Genomic DNA, 19,735 nt, shown 5'->3' with positions numbered 1-19,735 from the left:
ATCCGGCCTGAAGCAACAACTGGATCGCGACGCGATCGGTCTGGCTCAGATGCGAGTAGTGAGTTCCCATTTGCGCGACACCTTACAAGATGCGAGGTGTCGCACTTCAACCTTGAGCCGGCCCTGCCCTCGAGCGAGGGATAAGCAGGTTCATCTTGGTAGGGGATGAAGTTGGGAACTACGGCGTGGACCGTTCGGGCGCGACGTTTCCCGATTTGCTACGGGCTTTGACCTCGTTAGATCCGGCGGTGCGAATCTCGATTCGCTACCTTGAACCGAAGCCCTTTTTCAAGAATTTGGACCTGCTACGCGAGCTATGTGCTGGGGGGCGAATTGATCTGCTCTATATTTCTCTGCAAAGCGGCTCCTCCCGAATATTGAAGGCTATGAATCGTGGCTCTATCAGTCCTGCAGTATCCGCTTATGCTGCACTCAGGAAAGAAACTAATGTCGTCTTTTACGGTAATTGGATGGTTGGTTTCCCTGGGGAAACAGAGGAAGACTTCCTGAGCACCGTCGAACTAGTCAAAAAAATGGATCTTCAGATCAGCGTTGCAATTCCATTTTCTAGCCGTCCGGGAACGCCTGCGGCCAGCTTTGCTGGGCAAATCGATGAGGCCACAAAGGCCCAGCGTGTGGCAAGGTTGACCGACGCTATCGCTGAGATCAAGGCGGCCCAGTTCAACAGACATCTCTTCTTTCTTGACAGCTCCAGGCGCTTGGACTTATTGGAGTTGATTCGTAAAGCGGAGGCGCGCCTGTATGCAGAGCCGACAGCTACCCAGCATTCGATGATATTTCACCGCAGTCCCGAGACGATGCAGCGAAATGCGTAATCTGCTGAATTTGCATTGGACGCTGTGCGACTTTGCGGTCGTCGACGTGGAAGGCAACGGACAGGCGCCTCAAGAGATCATTGAGATTGCGGTCGTGTTGATCCGCCGAGGCAAGATCGAGGAGCATTCTCGTGAATGGCTGGTACTCCCCAAGAGTCCAGTGACTGCACAAGCTACCCGCATCCACGGCATTTCAAACGCCGATCTAGCCGGGAAGCCTGGGTTTTCCGAGGTTGGTGAGGAGATTATGTGCGTGTTGGGGGGGCGCGCCATCGTAGGGCACAACGTATCCGTCGATGTTCGGCTACTTCAGGAAGGGCTACCGAAGTGGCACTCGCCGCTCTCGCTGGATACGTTGAAACTGGCGCGCAATGCTATACCTGGCCACCGCTCATATTCGCTGGGGTCCTTAGTTGACGATCTCGGACTTGAAGGCGCCAGTGCCAAGCTTCATCGGGCTGCGGCAGATGCCTTAGTAACTGCGGAGCTGTTCCTACATATTGCTCGATTACTCGACCGCGACGGCGCGCTTAGCGTCCAGCGGCTGGTCGAGATTGGGAGCGTTGGGAAATCCGATCTTCTTTCGGAAGGGCAGCAGACGCTTTTTTAGCGTCACTGCCAAGGCGTTCAGCCTACGGCGAACGGATTGTCCGGAACGGTCAAGGAAAGCGTGGCGGCTATCGGACGATTTTCGCAATTCGCGTTCTTTGCGCTGGTTTTCGTCTACGGTTTCGCGCACAGCGATCGCGAGGACACCGGCGCAGCAAAGCAATCCGACTGGCAGCCAAGCAATTACTCCACGTCAAACACTCTGCAATGCGGCGACTACGTCGCTTGTGGGATCTTTTCGAAGTGGATTGCATGCATAAATCCCGCAACCTTTCCGATCGAATGATGCTTCGAACCTATTTCGGCCTGTACCGGGCTGGATTGGTCGAACGCGCCGAATACATGGGTGTGCAGGCGCGTTACCGACCGAGCGTCCAGCCACGCGAACCTGCCGAGCCTTTTCGGGGCTCGAAAGCCGCACGCGCTCAGCGCTGGTGGCCGGCGCTCGTTGCGCCGTTGAGATTCTCAGATCAACCACGCACTTTTTACACGTCAAATGAATATGGGATGGAAAGTACTGCTCTCGATCACGGCGCCACTCGTGTGCGCCTTCCTCGGGATGCTCATCATCATTTTGTCGAACCCCGAGGTAAATATTGATGAGGCGTGGCGACTTGGATGGATTGGCCTCGGAAGCGGTCTTTTGGTTGGCCTTGCCGCAGTCGCTTGGTATTGGCCGAGAGCCAATAAATCGCGCGTAGCAAAGGGATTGAAGTGAGGCTGGATTGAAATTGCTCCGTCGCTTGAATGCAATGGTCCTGTCCCATGTTCGGGGGCGCTCAGGTGAATTAGAGGTCGCGAAACTCAACGTCTATGGACAAACTATGTCGGTGGAATCGACCACGGGCGAGCGCCACGCATTTGACCTTCGATGCTTGCACCGCGCGATAGCGCTGAAGGAAGACGTTTATGCGGGAATCCAAGTGACGCCGCTGCTGAAATTCGCCGGACCGCAATCGCTGCTACGAATCCCAGAGTCATGCGAGAGTTGGCAGGAAACCTGTGTTGCCTTGGAGACGGTGGTGAACAGTATCCCGTATGGGATGTGGTATGCCCAACTCCTTGCCCTACGAGAGGGGTCCGCCATCGAGATCTACAAGCTCGCGGTGCCGGAATGCAACGGGTGCGAATGTATTGTCTGCTCGTCGATAATGTGCCGTTAAGCTTTTGCAGCCAAAAAATGAAATCTGCGTGAGGATGTCGTAAAACCTGAAAACTCTTACAGAGTACAGCCGCGTTTACCTGTTTCAGAATGGCTCTTGAGGGACTTTTATCCTTCACAATCTTGCGCAAGAGGGTTGCGCTCTATGCTGAACAAGGGAAATATGAATCACATTCTGGAGGAACTGCCTCTCGACGTGCTTGAAGGCGTCAGTGGGGGTATGGGAGGCAGTAGCTACGCTGCGGGCGGTGGCGGTAGCGGCTGTGGCAATGCAATCGCCGGCGGCTTAATTGGCGGCGGCATAGCCGGCATAACCGCGGGCTTGGGAGGCATGGTGGTCGGCGCACTGGGAGGGGCGATCGGCGGGGCCATTGCAAGCTGCTCTGTGAAGTGAGCCAAGCCATGCTGCTGAGACACATTCGAGCGCATCGGGCACAAATTCTGGAAGGCGGCTTCTTGTCGTTCTGCCTTCGTTATGGCAGTCCGTTCGCCTGTTTGATCGCCGGCGTGGTACTTGGCCCCATCCTTTTCTCGGCTCATGGCATCTCCATCCTGCGAATCGCCATGATCGTCGCAGTGGCAGTGCTCAGCGGCTTGATTTGGTCCGGGATGACCTGGCATCAACTCCGGCGCGAGGGTCCTATTCCAATGGCTGACGGAACTGCCAGTACGGTCGATTGATTGGATCTGCCACGGGTCGGCGTGCGACGATCACGTCGCTTGTGGGAATCTCTTCGAAATGGACTGCCATGCATAAATCCCGCAGTCAGGGGCGCCGATCACGAACAGCGATCTCAAGCGATGCCGAGATCGCCCTCAGTTCCCCGCCCCGAACAACCGCGAAACACCCGCCACCGCCTTCCCGACCGTCAGGTCATACAGACCGCCTCCCAGGCGCGCGATGGCCATGCGCATCATGGTCTTGCCGTAGACGGCCGAGGCTTCGGTTCTCGCCTCCAGCGCGGCCACGGTCACCGGATGCGTCTCACCGAGTTGGGCCTTGAGCTGATCATGCAAAGTCTCGGTCGCGCCAGCCCACGCGGTGAGCTGATCCTTCACCACCTCCCTGTTCGCCCGAAGCTCGGCGACCGGCATCTGGTTGATGGCCGCCGCAGTCACATGCCCCGCGTCCTTCAGCTGCTTCACATGCGGCGCCAGCATGTCGGCTCGCTGTTGCGGGTTCTGCAGCAAGGCAGCGCTCACCGAATCGAGCTTCGTTGCTTCGACCAGCTGTGACGAAACAACCGCCACGGCTTCGAGGCGCGGAGCGAGCGCCGGAAATGGCATCGCAGGGCCCGTTGGCGCCGGCTCGTTCACCAGACCCACGAGGCGCGCGGTCTGCATGCCCAGATCCCGATAGGCGGGCGGAAGCGACGCGAACCCGTCATTGACGCCTTGCTGCAAGGTGGCCAGAGCCCCGCTTGAAAGCTGTCCCGAGACCTCGTTCACGAGGCCCCGGATCAGCGCCTCGTTCGAGACCGCGGCCGGGGACGACAGAAGCGCGTTTCTCGGCGGTGACGTCGCTGGACTTGCTGAACCGCTGCGAGCACGACCCGCCAGCACGGGATGGGCCGGCGCCGCCTGCTCGGAGATCGGCTGCAAATCGCGGGACGTCTCCCGAGTAGGGGTGGAGGGACGACTATGAGTCGGGCTCGAGACGGGCGTGATCATGGCGACAAACTCCTTGGCTTCGGCACGCGTTTCTGAAGCGGCCCTGCGGCAATCAGCAGCGTAGGAGAGGGACCTGTACAGCCCCGTCGGAGCTCCCGAACGCATGCACGAAGAAACGAGGCCGCTCTGCTTGGGACGTTCGGCGCTCCTCGCGCCGTTGCCCGTCGCCCCACCCGGGAGAGAATCGCCCCCTTGACTCCCCCAGCCGGCCCGACAGCGCTCCCGCTGCGCCGCCGGCCGCGCCCGACCCTTCATGACCGACGCTCAATACACGACCCTGCCGCCATGGCCCAACGCCTATCCGGCCAGTGGTGCCAGCGCCACGCTGAAACTCCTCAACGAGGATTTCATCGTGACCGAACTGCCGCTCCAATTGCCCTCCGGTGAAGGCGAGCACCTCTGGCTGGACATCGAAAAGAACGGCGCCAACACCGCCTTCGTCGCCCAGCAACTGGCCGAGGCCGCCGGCGTCGGCGACAGGGACGTGGGTTATGCCGGCCTCAAGGACCGCTACGCCATCACCCGTCAGTGGTTCAGCATCTATCTGCCCAAAGGCGAGACGCCCGACCTGACCCAGCTTCAGCATCCGGAATTCAAGGTGCTCAGCCAGAGCCGCCACGTGAAGAAGCTCCGCCCCGGTGATCTGCAGGGCAACCGGTTCCGCATCGTGCTGCGCGACGTCATCGGCGACCGCGGCGCCATCGAGGCCAATCTCAAGGCCGTCGCCGCGCAGGGAGTCCCCAACTATTTCGGCGCGCAACGCTTCGGCCACGACGGCGGCAATGTCGAGCAAGGCCGCGCGATGCTGGCGCGCGAGATTCGCGTGCGCAACCCGAAGAAGAAGGGCATTTATCTCTCGGCGGTGCGCTCCTTCGTCTTCAATGAAGTGCTGGCGCTTCGGATTCAGCAGGGGCTCTGGGGCAAGACGCTGCCCGGCGACGTGATGGACGACGCGGGCCAGCCCACCGGCCCGCTTTGGGGACGCGGCCGCGTGACCACCACCGATCAAGCGCAGGCCTTGGAGAACGGAGTCGCCGCACGTCACGCCACCTTGTGCGATGGCATGGAGCATGCCGGTCTGGATCAGGAGCGCCGCAGCTTGGTGGCGAGCCCGGCCGGCATGTCGTGGGAATGGCCGCAAGCCGATCGACTGGTGCTCACGTTCTCTCTGCCCGCCGGGAATTACGCGACCTCCGTTCTGAATGAAATCCTCCGCGCCACGGAGCCCGAGCGACTCACCGAGAACGAGGCTGCACCTGTCGAATGACCGCGTCCGCCGGCTGCTTCGCCAAGGGGCGGGTCCCACATTCGGGAAGGCGGCGGCAACTACGGCACGAGCGCCTTCGCGATCTCGCCCAAGGTCTTCAAGGCTTGCTCGACTCGCGGGTGGTCGGGATGGCCGAAGTTGAGTCTCAGATGGTGCGTGAAGCGGCGATCCGCCGAGAACAGGTGCCCCGGCGCGATGCTGATGTCATGAGACAGGGCGACCCGATGCAACTCGAGCGCGTCGATCTGGGCCGGCAGCTCGACCCAGACGAAGTAGCCGCCCTCCGGCTGCGTGACGCGCGTGCCAGGCGGAAAGCACTTGGCGATGGTCCTCAGCATGGCCTGACGGTTCGTGACGAGCGCCTGCCGAAGCTGCCGCAGGTGCCGGTCATGGCCGCCTCGCCGCAGGTACTCGCTCAAGCCTTCCTGCATCGGCACCGGCGTGGCCAGCGAACTCATGAGCTTGCGACGGCTGACGTCCCGCGCGAACCGTCCCGCCGCGGCCCAGCCGACGCGGAACCCAGGCGCCAGCGACTTCGAGAACGAACTGCAATGCAGCACCAGCCCCGTCTTGTCCCAGGCCTTGGCGGGCCGCGGGCGAGCGCCGAAATACAGCTCGCCGTAGACGTCGTCCTCGATGAGCGGGATCCCGCGCTCGGCGAGCAGGGCCACCAGCGCTTCCTTGGCCGCATCGGGCATCAGGCTGCCGAGCGGGTTCTGGAAGTTCGGCATCAGCCAGCACGCCTTCACGGGATGGCGTTCGACGACGGCCGCCAGCGCCGCCACATCGACGCCGGTGCGCGCATGGGTGGCGACTTCGACCGCTTTGAGCCCGCGGCGCTCCAGCGCCTGCAAGGCGCCGTAGAAGGTCGGCGACTCGATGGCGACGAGGTCGCCGGGCTTGGTGACTGCTTCCAGGCACAGGTTCAAGGCCTCCATCGCACCGTTGGTCACGACGATCTCGTCCGCGTCGACCTTGCATCCGGCGCCCAGGTAGCGCAGGCCGATCTGGCGCCGCAGTTCCGCGCTGCCGGGCGACAGGTCCTCGACCGTGCGCCACGGGTCCAGCCCGCGCGCGGCCTTGCCGAGCGCCAGGGCCAGCTTGTCCAGGGGGAAGAGGGTGGGGCTGGGGAACGCCGAGCCCAGCGGCACCACGGCCCGGTTGCGCGCCAGTCCGAGGACCTGGAACACCAGCTCCGAGACCTCGACGCTGCGCTCTTCAGCCAGCGGGTCCGAGGCGTGCGGCTCGGGATGCGGGATCGCCGCCTGGCTGACGAAGTAGCCGGATCGCGGCCGTGCCTCGAGCAGGCCGCGGGCCTCGAGCAGGTAGTAGGCCTCGAAGACGGTGGACGGGCTGACGCCGCGGTCCTTGCTCGCTTCGCGGACGGAAGGCAGGCGGTCTCCGGGGCGCAACTGACCCGCGGAGATGGCGGCCGCCAGGTCATCGGCAAGGACTTCGTAGCGCTTCATGAGGAGGGCTGCTGATACGGCCGCAGGTGCGAAAGGATCGCACTGTATTGGCAACGGCCATCACACTGTGAATTCCCTCTCGGATGCCGATCTGATCCGGTGTTTTTGCTGGAATCTGGATCTGTATTTCCCGCGCCGCCCAGGGCACAGTGAGAAGCCAAAAAAGAGGGCAGTCAGAAATCATGGAATGGGTCCCCACCGTCTTCATCGCGTTCAAGGTCCTGGTGCTGGGCATCGGCATGTTCTTCGCCGTCAAGTGGCACTACGACCAAGGGAAGAAGGAGCAGGGCGCGGAGAAACAGCGCGCGGTGCTCCGCGCGGGGGCGATCACGGTGGTGGTGTTCGTGGTGCTGCTCGCGGGGCTGCTGGTCCTGACCTTCGGGCTTGGCAGGACGCTGGGGTTGGATTTGAGCTTGCCGTGAGGGGAGGGGCTTCTCTTGATGGCCTCTTCACGGCTCATGCTCTAACCTCCGCCGCCATTTGGCTGGAGGACGAAATGCACAAGACCGTCGCGGCCCCTTTGCGCGGAATGATCCATACGGTCATGGCGGGCCTCGTCATCCTCGATGTCGTCGCGTACACCGCCGAAGTCGAATTCCTTTGCAAGATTCAAATGACGCGGAAGCGGAGGAATGAGCTTCAGGGGGTCATGGCTGCTACCGATGAGTCTCGGTGACAGCAACGGAATTGATGGAGCTCACCATGCCTCATTGCATCACTCTCAACCTGCGCTATGACTGGCCCGAATCGGATTGGCAGAAGGTGTATGCCGTCTACAAGACGATGCCCGGGTGGCAACCAAGCCAAGCCATCGCCTCTTGGTTTGGCAGTGACGGCGACGAGCAGTACATCGTTGCGTCAGTCGAGCCCTCGGGACTCGTCCTGGAGGCGCAGCTCGACGCCGCGCTCTGGGTTGGATGGCTGACGATGTTCTGCGCCCGACTATCGCTGGCCCTCGGCCGGGAGGTTCATGACGCCGAAGCGTGACAGCCGGCGTACCTACGGTTCCTGTGTGGGGCGGAAGTCAGGTCCCGGCTGGACTGAGCCATTCAGGCTCGAATGTCTGAGCGACCGATTCCGGCGTCTATGCTGCCCAAGCGTCGGAGTTGCTCAGTAGCTCAGTTGCGCAACCCGCTGGCGCATTGCCTTGTCCAGCCTCACCATGGCATTGACCATGGCCTCGTGGATTGTCGGCCATCGCTCTGGCGGCGACTTGTATCCGCCGTCGACCACGTACCGGATCCTTGAGCCTTCCCCCTCTGGCAATTGCTGCCACTCCAGGGGGGCGCCAAAGTCGGCCTCGATCGCCGCCTTCTGTGCGGCAAGCGCATTGAACGCCGCTTTGGTCCTGGCGCCCTGGCCGGTTCCGTGCGAGATCCACAGCTCCACGTGAGAATCGGTCCGCCGGGTGACGTAAGTGAGATTGAAGCCTGCTCGATTGATGCCGCCGCTGAGCCATCCATCCGAGGTCGGCTTTCGGTTCGAGTGCACGTCGCTTTTGCTCTTGGCCACTTCAAGCAAGGCTTCCCAGAACTTCAGGCGGAGGTCATGCCGAACGGTGCGGTTCTGGCGCTCGGCCTGCTTCTTGACACCGATCTGTGTTTGGAACGCCGTCGCTTCCGGCAGCGGGATGATCTGCTGCACATCGAGCAGCACCGTGCCATCCGGCATCCGATACGGCTTCATGCGAACGCACCGGATGTCGATGCCGCGGTTGATCAACCACATGACGGCTGTCGTCAACTCCTTGCTGAAGTCCGCAGCCGCCAAGATGATCCGCGTGTCCTGGGCGAACTGGTCCTCGTACACCTCGTCCCAGCCGAGGAACTCCATGATGGAGGCCTTGGCAGCGTCCGTGTCCGGCGACGCCTTGTTGCGATACCTGGCATGCGTGTCCACCAACTGATCGAACGTCATGGCAGACACCATGGCCGCATATCGCAGGGCCTGCAGCTCCATGTGGCCGCCGTCCTCTGTTCTCTTCAGCTCGACCACCACGAGGTTTGCATCAGCGTCGAGACACAGCAGGTCGATGCGTCTGGCACTGTCGACCCAATCGCCGAACTCTTCCGCGATGACCATCAACCTCTGGTCGAGCACGCTGATCTGCCCCCGCAGCATGCGCTGCAGATCCTTTCGCTCCATGATCCCCTCGGCGCCGAAGGTCGTCTCGGCGACGGCCTTCAGTTCTCTCTGATTGACGTGGTAGATCGACATGACGTTAGGTTTCGTTCGGGCCATGGCCCCGTGTTCGAGTCGCCTGTGACCCAGAAGCCGACTGCCGGCCGAGTCGAGGGAGCAGCAGCCACCCAACGAGCGATGCACAAATGATCGTTGGGAACAGATACCAAGCGACGAACGGCACAAGCCCAATCAACGCCGTCCCGTTCCTCTCGAACTCCCACACCCGTGCAACGCTGGCCAGCAAGTCGGTGCCACCGAGCAGGACTCTCTTGCCACGAAGAATCAGCGACGGGCCTTGCAGTAGTAAGACGACTGTGAGGCCGACCAACTGCGCGACCAACATTCGGCGCAGTGGCGAGGCGTTTGCGACTAACGAGGGCCAGAAGCGCACGGTGCCGAGCAAGCCAACACACGTCAGCGCGCCATAGAAGACCGCCTGAAGCGCACCGATGAGATAGCCAAGACCAACCACTAGCACCATCGCGCTTGCCTGCAAATAAATCGCTTGGTTGTCGGCGGCGAGCAGGGCGACGTAGGTTAGCACTGCAACGAGGGGACCGAAGGCCGCGAACAACAGGCATGAAGCGAAGGTGAAGCCGAGACGGGTCATGTGGGCAACATTCAGGACAAACGGCAGAGAAGCTCAGGAAAGCCGAATATGCCGACTCAACTGGGACGGCGCCTTTGGCGCAGAAGAAGCAAATTATCAGCCCCGTCTTCGTCGTGCTGTTCGCCGGTCTGTTGGTCCTGACCTCCACCCACTTTGAACGGCCCGAAGCGGCGGTCAGGAGGGTGCCAACCAGACATGTGAGACGGACACCATGTCAGACGCCACGCCGGTTCTTCGCTGGCGTCATGATGCAGAGCGGATGCGTCCAGTCACCGCTGAGTGCACGGGCAAGCCGGCCTACTCGCCACCACCCGAGGCCAGGTTGGCATTGATCCACGATGCCACGTCAGTCACCGGAATGGCGCGCTGCTGATTGAATGTCCCGCTCTTGTCCCATGCCACGCCCCGTCCCTGGGCGAACGCCGCGCGGTACTTCCGCATCATGTTGGTCGGGTCGCGCGCCAGCTCATCCAACAGTTGCTGCTCCGTCCACTCGTGGCGGCTGAACGGGCGGCCGAGGCCGGTCTGCAGTTTGTCGGCCACCTCGCCATAGGTGACGGTGTCACCGGCGAGGTACACGATCTCGTCGCGGATTCGGGGCACGGCGAACACGACCTCGGCTGTCAGCGCGCCGATGTCATCCGGTGTCGTCAGCGTCACGGCAGTGTCGAGGCTGCCCAGTGCGTGGACGGCATTCGCTTTCAGATCAACCACGCCGAACTCGGGCTCAAACAGATAGCTCATGAACATGCCGGTCGAGATGATGACCCACTCCGTCTCATGCTGACCGCGCAGCAGCTCGCGCACGTCCAACTGAGCGTCGAAGATGTCCTGTGGACTGCCTCGGCCGATCACGTCGAAATCGACTCCGAACTGCCAGGGGAAATACCTTGGGATGCGTGCCTGCAATGCGGCTCGTGCCAGCTTCATCGGTGTGTCGATTCCTGCAGCGTAGCCCGCGCAACCAATGACCGTGTCATAGCGCGCGAAGACCGCGGCGAGCTCATCCACGGAGCTCTTCACCAGATCGCCGACGACGATCTCAATGCCCAGGTCTCGAATCTTCGCGATATCCCGCTGCTTGCTCGGATCGGCGGATTCAACAGCGCTGGCGCGCAACAGCACGCTGATCCTGGCGCCCTTCACGTGCTTCGCTTTGCGAGCGAGATTGCGCAGTACAGGCAGGCCGAGCTCTCCGGCGCCGAGGACGAGGATGTTCTGGGACGTAGCGTTAGGATCGGATCGATTCATCGTGTAGACCACTGCAAGGAAGTGGCGCCAGTCTAGTCACGCAGGTGCGCGAACGTAAGAAGGCACACGCGTGATACCAGGAGCTGAACACTGTGAACAGAGACGAGATTCTTCAGTATTCGCAGACCGTGTGCGATGGTCTGCGAGAGGACGACGACGGGGTGCGGCGAGAGGTGCTCGCGCATGCTGGAAGTCGTTGGTCACTCGGTGTCGTGCACGCGCTCGGCGTGTATGGCCGGCTGCGCCACGCGGAGATCGGCAGGCGCATGCATGGCGTGACTCAACGCATGTTGACGCTCACCTTGAGGCAACTCGAACGCGATGGCCTGGTGCTTCGTCATGACTTCGAAGAGGTGCCGCCCCGGGTCGAGTACGAGCTCACCGAGATGGGCATGGAGCTCCTCGTGCGCATGGTCCCGCTGTGGACCTGGATCGTTGGCAATGCGGACCGGTTCCGAGAAGCGAGGCAGGACTTCGACAGCAGACAGCAGGGCGGCCATCTCAGCCGCAGTTGACCCATCAGATGCAGTGCGACCTGATCAACCGGTTCGGGAGCGTGTGAGCCGGGGGAGGGCGGTGGTCAAGATTACTGGCTGCTCAAGGCTGGGTGCTGTCGTTTGTCGCCGGCGACAGAAAGAGCTGCTTCGATCATTAGCGGTCGTTGCCCTTGGCGGCCCCGACCGGCCGCCACCCGCTGACAGCTGCCATCCATCAGCTGGAACAGAAGATGCGCAGGGCAACGTTCGCCCTCGCTGCTGAAGTCTGAAGCGTCCCTAGGAAGTAGGTCATCTGCAGGGACAGGGGCGTTGGTCCGCTTGGGCGAGTTAGCTGCCGTACAAGCTCAGCCTTGCTGAGGGTGCGGCCCGCGAAGATCCAAATCTCCTTAGCAAACTGAGCGGATTGAATGCCGCGCTTGATTTCATTCCATGTGGTCGCGAGGTCAGGACTTGCTGATTTCAGCAGGCGATGAGGAACTTGCCGGTGATCATCTGTCGACCACGGCGTCGCCCACCAGCCAGCGCGGTCCGGAAGTCTGGCTCCTCGAGCCATGAACGCAAGAGACGCCATAGCTTGTCGGCCAACGATTTGCATGGCGCTCACGCTCATCTGGCTGCTGTTGACCTTTGCGTGAACGAACACCACACGCTTTGGCACGTCACCCATGCACATGAAGTCCGCCTGCTCCTGACCACCGTCGTCACACACCAACGTGTCGAACGTCTGGATTTCCTGAGAGAGCGTTGGATCCGATGCTAGCAGCGGCCGGAATGTGGCAGCCGACGGCGCGCCATGTCTTGAGAGACCGAACTCCGCGAACATGCCGCCGAATACCGACTGCGCCACCCATTGCGCCGCCCGTCCGCCCCCCTTCTCTGATGTGACCTGCTCCAGCCATGGCGAAGGCGTCAGCATCTCCAGAGGTGACCCTTCCTCACGACCATTGGCGATGGCGGCAATGTCCAGTCCCGTTCGGTAGAACAGCCGTTTGGCATATGTGAGGTCCGACCCGCTCGGTATGACCCGAAATGCCTGGTCCCTGTTGAGAGCGCGGACCAATGACGCGGGCTCTGTCGATGGCGCGTTCGGGTCTCTGACGAACGCGTCGAGCTCGGGCGATTCAATGTCGTACCGCCCTTTGCGCCTGACATTGCCGGTGACCGTGTACGTGATCTTCCCGCTCAAAGTCTTGCCAGCGACGTCCAATGTGAAATTTCCTGAGCTGTCAACGTCCACGCAGGTTTCTGCGTGTCGAAGCGACTCGCATCTCGCGGCGTGCCAGCCTACCGTGTCCACGACGTTATCCAACAGATCGTAGAAGTCGAACAGGACGTTCATCGGCTCAGCATCCTGAGCAGCGGGTGCAGCCACAGAACGCGCGAACCGGTCAAACACTCCGCTGATGGGATCGTTCGAGTCAAGGATCGCGGCCAAGAACTGGAGCCACGAGAAGTACTCGTTCACCGAGCGCCGCTGCGTGCGGGCGTTGTGGTCGGAAACGCTGGCCCGATCGATTGACAGGTAGCGGGTCACAGGCGTGTCGTGCAGCCGCATGGATGCCCGCACTGAATGCAGTGCCTGACTATTCTGCGAGAGGTCAAAGAAGCCGCTGGCGAAGTCGTGCATCCGGGCTGTGATGGAACGGACCGCGGTCTCCGAAAGGTCCAAGCCAATGGCGGACGCCTGTGACACCCTGGACGCGACGCCGGGCCCGTTCGCCGGTATCAGACGCTGCAGGTGCTCTGCCGACTCCGGCTCGAGCCCGAGTGCATCCAGCTCGATCACGATCCCTTCGGTATCCAGGATGAATACGCGCGGGCCGATCTGTGCGATTACCATGACGCCTAGGCCCCAGATGGGCAGCGAGTGTTTAATCAGGAGCTCCGAGTTCTTACAAGTCAGGTAGTGGATCAACCGGACTGAATTGGTCTCTGTAGCGCCGGGCTGGAGGATCGTCACGTGATACCGGTCCTCGAGCTGCATGGCGTCGGCACAGGACTTCGCCAATTCGTCGAGCGGTGCGGCGCCGGAGTACCGATAGATCGACGTCCTCAGCGGGACTGCGAAGTCAGCGAACTTGGGCACTTCGTAGGGGTCGTTCAGCGGGATGCGCTCTCGGAAGTCGCCCGCCAGGTACTGATAGGGCGCCACGTTCTCCAAAAGCAGCGCGGGTAGGTTCGACTCTTGTTCGAGAGCCCGCCTTGGATCATCTGCGAAGTGCTTTTCATAACGGGTGTATCGATCAAATCGGGCCTGAGCGTCGGCCTGGATGTCCGCGCTGGCGAAGACGGTTGCGATTTCCTTGCTGGGCGCACCGCGGTCAAGCACCCGGATGACACGGCCGAGCTGTTGGATGTTCGCCCGTGAAGTGGTGAACGCCTCATAGATCGCGATGGCGGCGAAGGTGCTGTTGTCCACGCCCTCCAGAAGCTTCCATTGATGGAGCCAATATTCGACGGGCGCGGCCTCGGCCGCGTCCAAGGCCGACTTCACTGTTTGGAACTCCAGCTTGTTCACGTTGTCGCGCAGCACGTTGTCATGGATCAGTACCGCCTTGCGACCTAAGGTGCTTAGCGCGTCGCGCATGCGTTGCAGCGACTCATGGTTAGCGCAGCGGACGATTACCCGCCTGATGCCGAGTCCAATAGGCCAGTGCTGTTTGTCGAGGACGTTTGTCTTGAATGCAATCAGGGCAGCGGCAAAGTCGGAGGGACTGCACCCAGCCCTAGGCAGGTGCTTGGCATCGGCGAATGCGACGCGGCGGATCAGTTGATGGATCGTCGCCTCTTCGTACCCAAGGTTGAACGCGTAGTTGCCGCGCACCTGAAAGTATTTGAAGTCATTGCGATAGGGGGTCGCGCTGAACAGCACCGTGGGGCGTGCCAAAGCACGAATGCACTGTGACCATACGAATGCGGGTTCGTAGTGTCCCTCATCGACGATCACAAGATCGAAGTTGGCCAGGATGGTGCGGACCAGGTCCGCATCAGGCTGATTCCATTCCGTCGATCTGGGTGAATCGGCGGGGCTTTCCTCGCGCTCGTTCGGGTAGGCGCCAGTCAGCCGATGCGCTGGGCGTTGAGGTCTGAGGATCTGGGCCAGAGCGCTGAACGTGCCCACGACGATCAGCCGCTGATCCTGGGGATAAGCGCACAAGGCCGGTGTCATCGAGGGCAACAACCTGATGACGCCATCGGCTGCCATCTGCGAGTCCTTCGGCTCAGCGTCACCAGGGTTGATCTTGCTCAGCCCCGACTCGCGGTACACCAGGCCAAAGTGCTTCCAGAACCTCCAATGGACGTCCTTCAGCATCTGGTCAACGAGCGCCCTCCGTGGGGTGATGATCAACGTCCTGCGGACCTTTGGAAGCGCGCACGCCAACGTGGCGATGACGCCGGACTTGCCAGTTCCAGTGGGCATCTTGATGAGCGCGGACTCCAAAGGGGCCGTCCCCTCGACAGCGCCCAGATAGGCGACTGCCGTTCCCACAGCACGACGCTGGGGCGCCCAGAGGCCATCCATCGGCCGGTATGAGCTTGAGTCAGCAGCCGCTGTCCAAAACTTTTGGGCCGCCAGGGCCGTCATGGCTTGCTCGAAGTATTGCTCTTCGGCGACCCCCTTAATGGGCGGCAAACAGCAGGTACCGCCGAGGCGTGACATATCGGTGCTCGAAGGGGCAGCGACGTCCAGATCAGATCGTTTCATTCTTTTCTTACCCCCGTGTAACCAGCGGCACCTGGTGGTGCGCCGTAGCCATCCCATCTTCGGCTCGCGCGGCGACGCTGCCATCCAAAGTTGTACCTAACGCACTGCCCTTATGGGCAGCCGTTTGCCGAAACCGGTAGCTGGTCTGGAGTCGCCGAGAGTCTTGCTGGTGAGCCTTATCGGCTTTCGCTAGTGTCCGGTATCCGGTGTGCAATGGAGTGGGGCGAGTGTCTCAGATGGGGCTACTGCGCGAGTCCGCCTACCGTAGCAGCGGTCATCTGACGACGTGACGCCGTAGCGGCGCGCCACGCCGTAGCTAGTGACTGAAACGTCCCTCCGCTCAGCGGTTAGACGGACCGAGCGCCGACCAGGTCAATGGCCGGTATGCAGCCGCGACCGTGAACTTGGCTGCTATGGCCGAATGACGGGAGACGCTGCAGAGCGTCCGTCTGGCTCCACTGCGCACCTCGCCCAACTTGTCGCTCAGCACCCCCGAAATGCGCACTTGGGCTCGGGACGGTGAGCCAAGTGCAGGACGAGCAAGTCCTCAAGATTCAAAGTCGGATGCTCCGCGAGTCTCGAAGCAAAGTCGAACACATCAGAGAGCGGCTCGTCGCGGTGCCAAGTCGTGACGATGAAGTCGTCGCTTGCGACATCACCGCATAGCCCGTGCGCTCCAGGGCGGTCCAGTCCGACGAGCTTGTTCGCGAAATGGCGAAGTCGGGCGATTCTGGCGACGCTCATGAGATTGCCGTGGCGCTGCGAGCAGCGTGGCAGCACCTCGGCGCCCTACGTGGGACGCCCCAGCGTAACGGCCATCCGGGCACTCCTTTCGCGGAGGACTTCCAACTCGTTGGGAGCTCCGATGAGGATCTCGTGGATCCACCACTCCCGCAACACCTGCCCGTCGTACGCGACTTCTCGATAGACGCCGCCCTGCCTGTTGTGGACTTCGTATGCGAGGAACGGGGCGCCCTCGTTGACGACGAAGCAATAAGTTATCTCGTCGACGAAGTCGTGCAGTTCTATCGGAACCTCGCTGTAGAAGCTGGCTGGATCGATGCCAATCCGGATTGACCGGTAGTCCCGATCTTCCATCAAGAGACGCAGAGCAGCCGCGAATGGCAGGTCCGACGGAAACGGCGAGTCAGCAGTGATGCCGAGACGAGAGACCTGGATCGGGGGCGGGGTCGGCGATCCATTCGTGCTCATGCTTGCGATGTGCTGCGCAGCAGTACGGTCTGACGTTTCATTCAAAGTAGCCGGGCGCCGAGGCCTGGCTCTTAGCCACCGCCGCAAGACCTGTGCTGCTGTAGACGAAAGCCGGCGCAAAAGGTTTAGACATGTCCCCATCAGTCGCCGAGCCGCCGCCCGCTGGGCTGTATCTCAACCTCGACGCGCTCCCTTCCGCCGCTACAGCCCGCCAAAAGGATCGCCAGAACCGCTGAATGAATGTGCCTGCTGCTCACGCGTTCTCCAAAACTTGCATTGCCCCCTGATGGTATGTCCGTTTCTGCTGCGGAACCGTCTGTCCGGCATCGCTGCACACGTTGCCTAACTTGGTGCTCAGCATCACTGAAATGCGCATCTGGGGAATGGGTACCCACCGCGTTAGTCGCCTTCGCTGGCAAGCCCTGTCCCCCACGCGCACTCCCTAGTCCTTGGGGGACCCTCCCGCCCGGATCGCCCGGACACTTCGCCTTTCGCCTCCTTGCAGGAAGTCCATGCGCTGTCCCCAGCTCGTCCGCCGTTGTTCCTCGCTCCTCTCGCGTGCCGCGATGGCGGCTCTGCTCGCCGCCCCGCTGACCTCGGCTATGGCCTTCACCCCGCCCCCCGGCTGGACCATGCGAGTCCATGAGGACGGCCTGCTGCTGCAGCCCGCCAGCCTCCCGCCTGGGAAGGTGATGCAGTTCTGGGCCGCGCCGCCGATGGCGGTCGGCCGTGACGAAGGCCTGTCCGCCTTCGCGCGCATCAAGGAGCCACTGCGCGGCCTCGGCGCCGCGGGCCAGCCGGCCTGCAAGCCGCCCGAGACGCTCACAGCCGGTGTCGTGGTGCAGAGCTGCGTGACCAGCATCAACGGCGCTCCGGTCGAGACACAGGTCTACATGCGCCCGCCGCGCGACGGCCAGCTCGAATGGATGCGGATCGCGTTCTCCCAGGAAGAGGCGCTGCTGCACCAGTACGGCGGCGGATTGAAGGCGATCTCGACCAATGCCAACGAGCTGTGGCCGACGCTGAAGTCCCTGGCCGGCGATCAACGTCAGCAACGCGAGCAGGCCGAGCGGGCCGCGACCCAGGAGCGGCGAGCGGCCGCGGAGCGCGCGATCCACACCGCGCCAGGCAAGGGCGTGCCGGAGCGCGACATCGCCTTCATGCTGTGGACTCGATATCAGCCCAGCGGCGAGAGCATGGTCGAGCAACTGCACCTGCTGCTGAAGGACGGCACCGGCTACCGCGACCTCGACCTGCCGCCCGATGAGCTCGACATCGCGGCAGCGCGCCGCATGCAGCCCGAGCGCATCATCCAGTGGCGCCGCAATGGCAAGGACTGGCAGATCAAGGATCACGACGACAAGGACTGGCGAACGGTGATCGGCTCGCCAGCGGCGCCGGCGTCGGCGGGGCAGCGGATTGCCGGCGTCTACACGCATTCGTGGTACTCGATCCTGAGCGGCGCCAGCTCGCAGAACCGCTTCCACTTCCAGCCCGATGGCAGCTTCGAGCAGACCGGCAAGTCGGTGTTCGGCACCGGCGCGATGGCGGCCGCGAACGGCGTGGCCGGGATGGCGACCAACTCGTACTCGCGCGGCGGCAGCACCTCGACCTCGTCGGTGAGCGCGGTCGGCGCGGGGGCGGGCGGCGCGACGCAGCAGCGGCGCAATGGCGCGGACTTCGTCGGCCGCTACCGGCTCGAGGGCTGGGCCATGCAGGTCGAACGCGAAAACGGCTCGACCGAGCGCGTGCTCTTCGCCTTCAGCAGCGACCAGCAACGGGCCGTGTTCATCAAGGACCAGGGCTACTCGAAGTAGGCCGCGGTGAACGACGACGTCTTCGCGGGACTGCCGCCGACTGGATCGGATCGATGGCTGGTGTCGCTGGCGCCGTTCGAGGACGTGCCCGGCCGGCATCTGCGGCTGGCGATCGAGTGCCGTCTGGCCGAAACGAACTGGCGCGCGCGGGCCCGACGGGCGTTGACGGCGATCGGGATGGGCAGGGCAGCGCAGCGGGTGCCGATGCCCGTTCGGATCGACATCGAGCTCTTCGCGGTGCAGTCCATCTCGGGCGACCTGGTCAATCACGCGGGGGAGCCTGCGGACGGGCTCTTCGCGCCGCGGCCGCCGCGAGTGCTGCTGCTGGAGCTGGAGTCCACGCCAGCACAGGGCGCCGTGTATTACCTGCTGCGTTTGCGAACGGACAAGGGGGCGGCGGAGTTTCCGTCGTTGGAGGCCATCGTGCGGTGGCAGCTCCTGCCGGCGTGAGGGCTCCAGGCATCGGGTGACCCTGCGCCGGATGTCGGTCGCCGTTGCCGGAGCGTCTTCGCCATGGCATGCAGGGGTTCGCTTCTCGCGGGAGGCTTTCATGCGTCGGCCACACACTGGCCGACCATTCACATCGACGGAGCCCGCCGTGAAGCTTACTGGTCTGTCATGTTGGGGTCGCCCATCGACTCAATGCATCGATGACGCCCAAACCTCGACGGGACCCAAGAAACAAGCGCAGCCGCAGAGCAACGCAAGCCTGCAGTCGCGCTCATCCAAGGCGCCGGACGCCACGTCACCCGACATGGACGAGGCTGCGGCCGGATTGGCCCTCAGAAGAGGAACAACCATCAAAGGGCTCGCGCGCTTCCTGGATGGCGGCGGTGTCATCGGCAACGACGACGGGCAGGTCAGGAAGGGCATGGAAGGCAGCTACACGGCGGATGGCAGCACAGTCACGTTCTTCGCTGACGGTCGCGGCAATCAACCGGTGAATGTGCTGCCGTACGTTGCGGGCGCGATCAGCTACACGCCGATGAATGGTCTCCAAACGATCAGTGGGCCATTCACGGGATGCACCATGGCGGTCTACAACCATTCAGGAGAGACGCGCGTCGGCCATGTCGATACCGCCGAGCCCAGTACCGGAGAAGCCCCGAGCAAGCAGCGCTGGGCCAGCATGAAACGCTCGGGAAACCTGGAGCTTGCAGACGAATTGGCGACCAAGGGGATGATCGGAGAGTTCCTGGACAGGAACGAGCCTGATCCCAGCTTGGCGAGCCTCAGCGTCCTTTGTGTCGCGACGCCCGTCGTGGGCATATCCAGCCACTACGTGGTGAAGAAGGATGGCGACTATCTGGTGGTCGGCTAGCGTTTGCTACACGGCGCCGCCGCGGTGATCGACGTGTGATGAAGGCCGCGTAGAAAGCGGATAGCAAGGTCGATTTGTCAAAGCTGGGACTGCCATCCAACTCTCCCGAATTGTTGAACACCC

General features: G+C 62.4%; 20 protein-coding genes. 13 read left to right on the top strand and 7 right to left on the bottom strand.

What is annotated here, in order from left to right:
• Window positions 1-185: 185 nt before the first annotated feature.
• From ABDW61_RS22735 to ABDW61_RS22715, 5 genes are all read left to right on the top strand, one after another.
• Complete coding sequence (locus ABDW61_RS22735) at window positions 186-836, top strand: radical SAM protein (RefSeq protein WP_343642003.1); 651 nt, start codon at window positions 186-188, stop codon at window positions 834-836.
• Window positions 829-1,446 (top strand): 3'-5' exonuclease, encoded by a 618-nt coding sequence (locus tag ABDW61_RS22730; RefSeq protein WP_343642001.1) that lies wholly within the window; start codon window positions 829-831, stop codon window positions 1,444-1,446. Before ABDW61_RS22735 ends, ABDW61_RS22730 begins: the two co-directional genes overlap by 8 nt.
• A 251-nt stretch (window positions 1,447-1,697) precedes the next feature.
• Complete coding sequence (locus ABDW61_RS22725; RefSeq protein ID WP_343642000.1) at window positions 1,698-2,045, top strand: hypothetical protein; 348 nt, start codon at window positions 1,698-1,700, stop codon at window positions 2,043-2,045.
• 707 nt (window positions 2,046-2,752) lie between these two features.
• The gene (locus ABDW61_RS22720) at window positions 2,753-3,001 is read left to right on the top strand and encodes a hypothetical protein (protein WP_343641999.1); all 249 of its coding nucleotides are present in this window, start codon (window positions 2,753-2,755) and stop codon (window positions 2,999-3,001) included.
• Between the two features lie 8 nt (window positions 3,002-3,009).
• Complete coding sequence (locus tag ABDW61_RS22715; RefSeq protein WP_343641998.1) at window positions 3,010-3,288, top strand: hypothetical protein; 279 nt, start codon at window positions 3,010-3,012, stop codon at window positions 3,286-3,288.
• A 135-nt stretch (window positions 3,289-3,423) separates the two neighbouring features.
• On the opposite strand, the gene ABDW61_RS22710 is transcribed toward ABDW61_RS22715, so the two are convergent.
• On the bottom strand, window positions 3,424-4,278 hold the full coding sequence (locus ABDW61_RS22710; RefSeq protein WP_343641997.1) for a hypothetical protein: 855 nt from the start codon (window positions 4,276-4,278) through the stop codon (window positions 3,424-3,426).
• Between the two features lie 253 nt (window positions 4,279-4,531).
• Between ABDW61_RS22710 and ABDW61_RS22705 the strand changes: the two genes are divergently transcribed.
• Complete coding sequence (locus ABDW61_RS22705; RefSeq protein WP_343641996.1) at window positions 4,532-5,545, top strand: tRNA pseudouridine(13) synthase TruD; 1,014 nt, start codon at window positions 4,532-4,534, stop codon at window positions 5,543-5,545.
• 59 nt (window positions 5,546-5,604) lie between these two features.
• Here ABDW61_RS22705 and ABDW61_RS22700 read toward each other — a convergent pair whose 3' ends face one another.
• On the bottom strand, window positions 5,605-7,014 hold the full coding sequence (locus ABDW61_RS22700; protein ID WP_343641995.1) for a PLP-dependent aminotransferase family protein: 1,410 nt from the start codon (window positions 7,012-7,014) through the stop codon (window positions 5,605-5,607).
• A 179-nt stretch (window positions 7,015-7,193) separates the two neighbouring features.
• Between ABDW61_RS22700 and ABDW61_RS22695 the strand changes: the two genes are divergently transcribed.
• The 3 genes from ABDW61_RS22695 to ABDW61_RS22685 all read left to right on the top strand — a co-directional run bounded on the left by ABDW61_RS22695 (window position 7,194) and on the right by ABDW61_RS22685 (window position 8,001).
• Window positions 7,194-7,436 (top strand): hypothetical protein, encoded by a 243-nt coding sequence (locus ABDW61_RS22695; protein ID WP_343642006.1) that lies wholly within the window; start codon window positions 7,194-7,196, stop codon window positions 7,434-7,436.
• 74 nt (window positions 7,437-7,510) lie between these two features.
• Entirely contained in the window at window positions 7,511-7,690 is a 180-nt protein-coding gene (locus ABDW61_RS22690; protein ID WP_343641994.1) for a hypothetical protein, read from the top strand.
• A gap of 14 nt (window positions 7,691-7,704) precedes the next feature.
• Window positions 7,705-8,001: a hypothetical protein gene (locus tag ABDW61_RS22685; protein ID WP_343641993.1), complete on the top strand. Its 297-nt coding sequence runs from the start codon at window positions 7,705-7,707 to the stop codon at window positions 7,999-8,001.
• A 123-nt stretch (window positions 8,002-8,124) separates the two neighbouring features.
• Here the strand turns inward: ABDW61_RS22685 and ABDW61_RS22680 are convergent, their stop codons facing one another.
• The 3 genes from ABDW61_RS22680 to ABDW61_RS22670 form a co-directional block, all read right to left on the bottom strand.
• Complete coding sequence (locus ABDW61_RS22680) at window positions 8,125-9,231, bottom strand: DUF4268 domain-containing protein (RefSeq protein ID WP_343641991.1); 1,107 nt, start codon at window positions 9,229-9,231, stop codon at window positions 8,125-8,127.
• A 4-nt stretch (window positions 9,232-9,235) separates the two neighbouring features.
• Complete coding sequence (locus ABDW61_RS22675; protein ID WP_343641990.1) at window positions 9,236-9,808, bottom strand: hypothetical protein; 573 nt, start codon at window positions 9,806-9,808, stop codon at window positions 9,236-9,238.
• 297 nt (window positions 9,809-10,105) lie between these two features.
• The gene (locus tag ABDW61_RS22670) at window positions 10,106-11,059 is read right to left on the bottom strand and encodes an aromatic alcohol reductase (protein ID WP_343641989.1); all 954 of its coding nucleotides are present in this window, start codon (window positions 11,057-11,059) and stop codon (window positions 10,106-10,108) included.
• Window positions 11,060-11,151: 92 nt separating this feature from the next.
• Between ABDW61_RS22670 and ABDW61_RS22665 the strand changes: the two genes are divergently transcribed.
• The gene (locus tag ABDW61_RS22665; RefSeq protein ID WP_343641988.1) at window positions 11,152-11,574 is read left to right on the top strand and encodes a helix-turn-helix domain-containing protein; all 423 of its coding nucleotides are present in this window, start codon (window positions 11,152-11,154) and stop codon (window positions 11,572-11,574) included.
• A 196-nt stretch (window positions 11,575-11,770) separates the two neighbouring features.
• On the opposite strand, the gene ABDW61_RS22660 is transcribed toward ABDW61_RS22665, so the two are convergent.
• The gene (locus ABDW61_RS22660; protein WP_343641986.1) at window positions 11,771-15,262 is read right to left on the bottom strand and encodes a DEAD/DEAH box helicase family protein; all 3,492 of its coding nucleotides are present in this window, start codon (window positions 15,260-15,262) and stop codon (window positions 11,771-11,773) included.
• Between the two features lie 789 nt (window positions 15,263-16,051).
• Window positions 16,052-16,474 carry a hypothetical protein gene (locus ABDW61_RS22655; protein ID WP_343641985.1) on the bottom strand — a complete coding sequence of 141 codons (423 nt, stop codon included), beginning with the start codon at window positions 16,472-16,474 and terminating at the stop codon, window positions 16,052-16,054.
• Window positions 16,475-17,040: 566 nt separating this feature from the next.
• On the opposite strand from ABDW61_RS22655, the gene ABDW61_RS22650 reads away from it, so the two are divergent.
• From ABDW61_RS22650 to ABDW61_RS22640, 3 genes are all read left to right on the top strand, one after another.
• Window positions 17,041-18,291: a hypothetical protein gene (locus ABDW61_RS22650; RefSeq protein ID WP_343641984.1), complete on the top strand. Its 1,251-nt coding sequence runs from the start codon at window positions 17,041-17,043 to the stop codon at window positions 18,289-18,291.
• Between the two features lie 6 nt (window positions 18,292-18,297).
• Window positions 18,298-18,741, top strand: coding sequence for a hypothetical protein (locus tag ABDW61_RS22645; protein ID WP_343641982.1), 444 nt, complete (start codon window positions 18,298-18,300; stop codon window positions 18,739-18,741).
• A 148-nt stretch (window positions 18,742-18,889) separates the two neighbouring features.
• Complete coding sequence (locus ABDW61_RS22640) at window positions 18,890-19,612, top strand: hypothetical protein (RefSeq protein ID WP_343641981.1); 723 nt, start codon at window positions 18,890-18,892, stop codon at window positions 19,610-19,612.
• The last annotated feature ends 123 nt before the right edge of the window (window positions 19,613-19,735 follow it).

The sequence above is a fragment of the Roseateles sp. genome, assembly GCF_039595595.1.
Lineage (GTDB): Bacteria > Pseudomonadota > Gammaproteobacteria > Burkholderiales > Burkholderiaceae_C > Roseateles.
The sequence above is the reverse complement of the archived record's forward strand: the minus strand, read 5'-3'. Positions and strand labels throughout refer to the sequence as shown.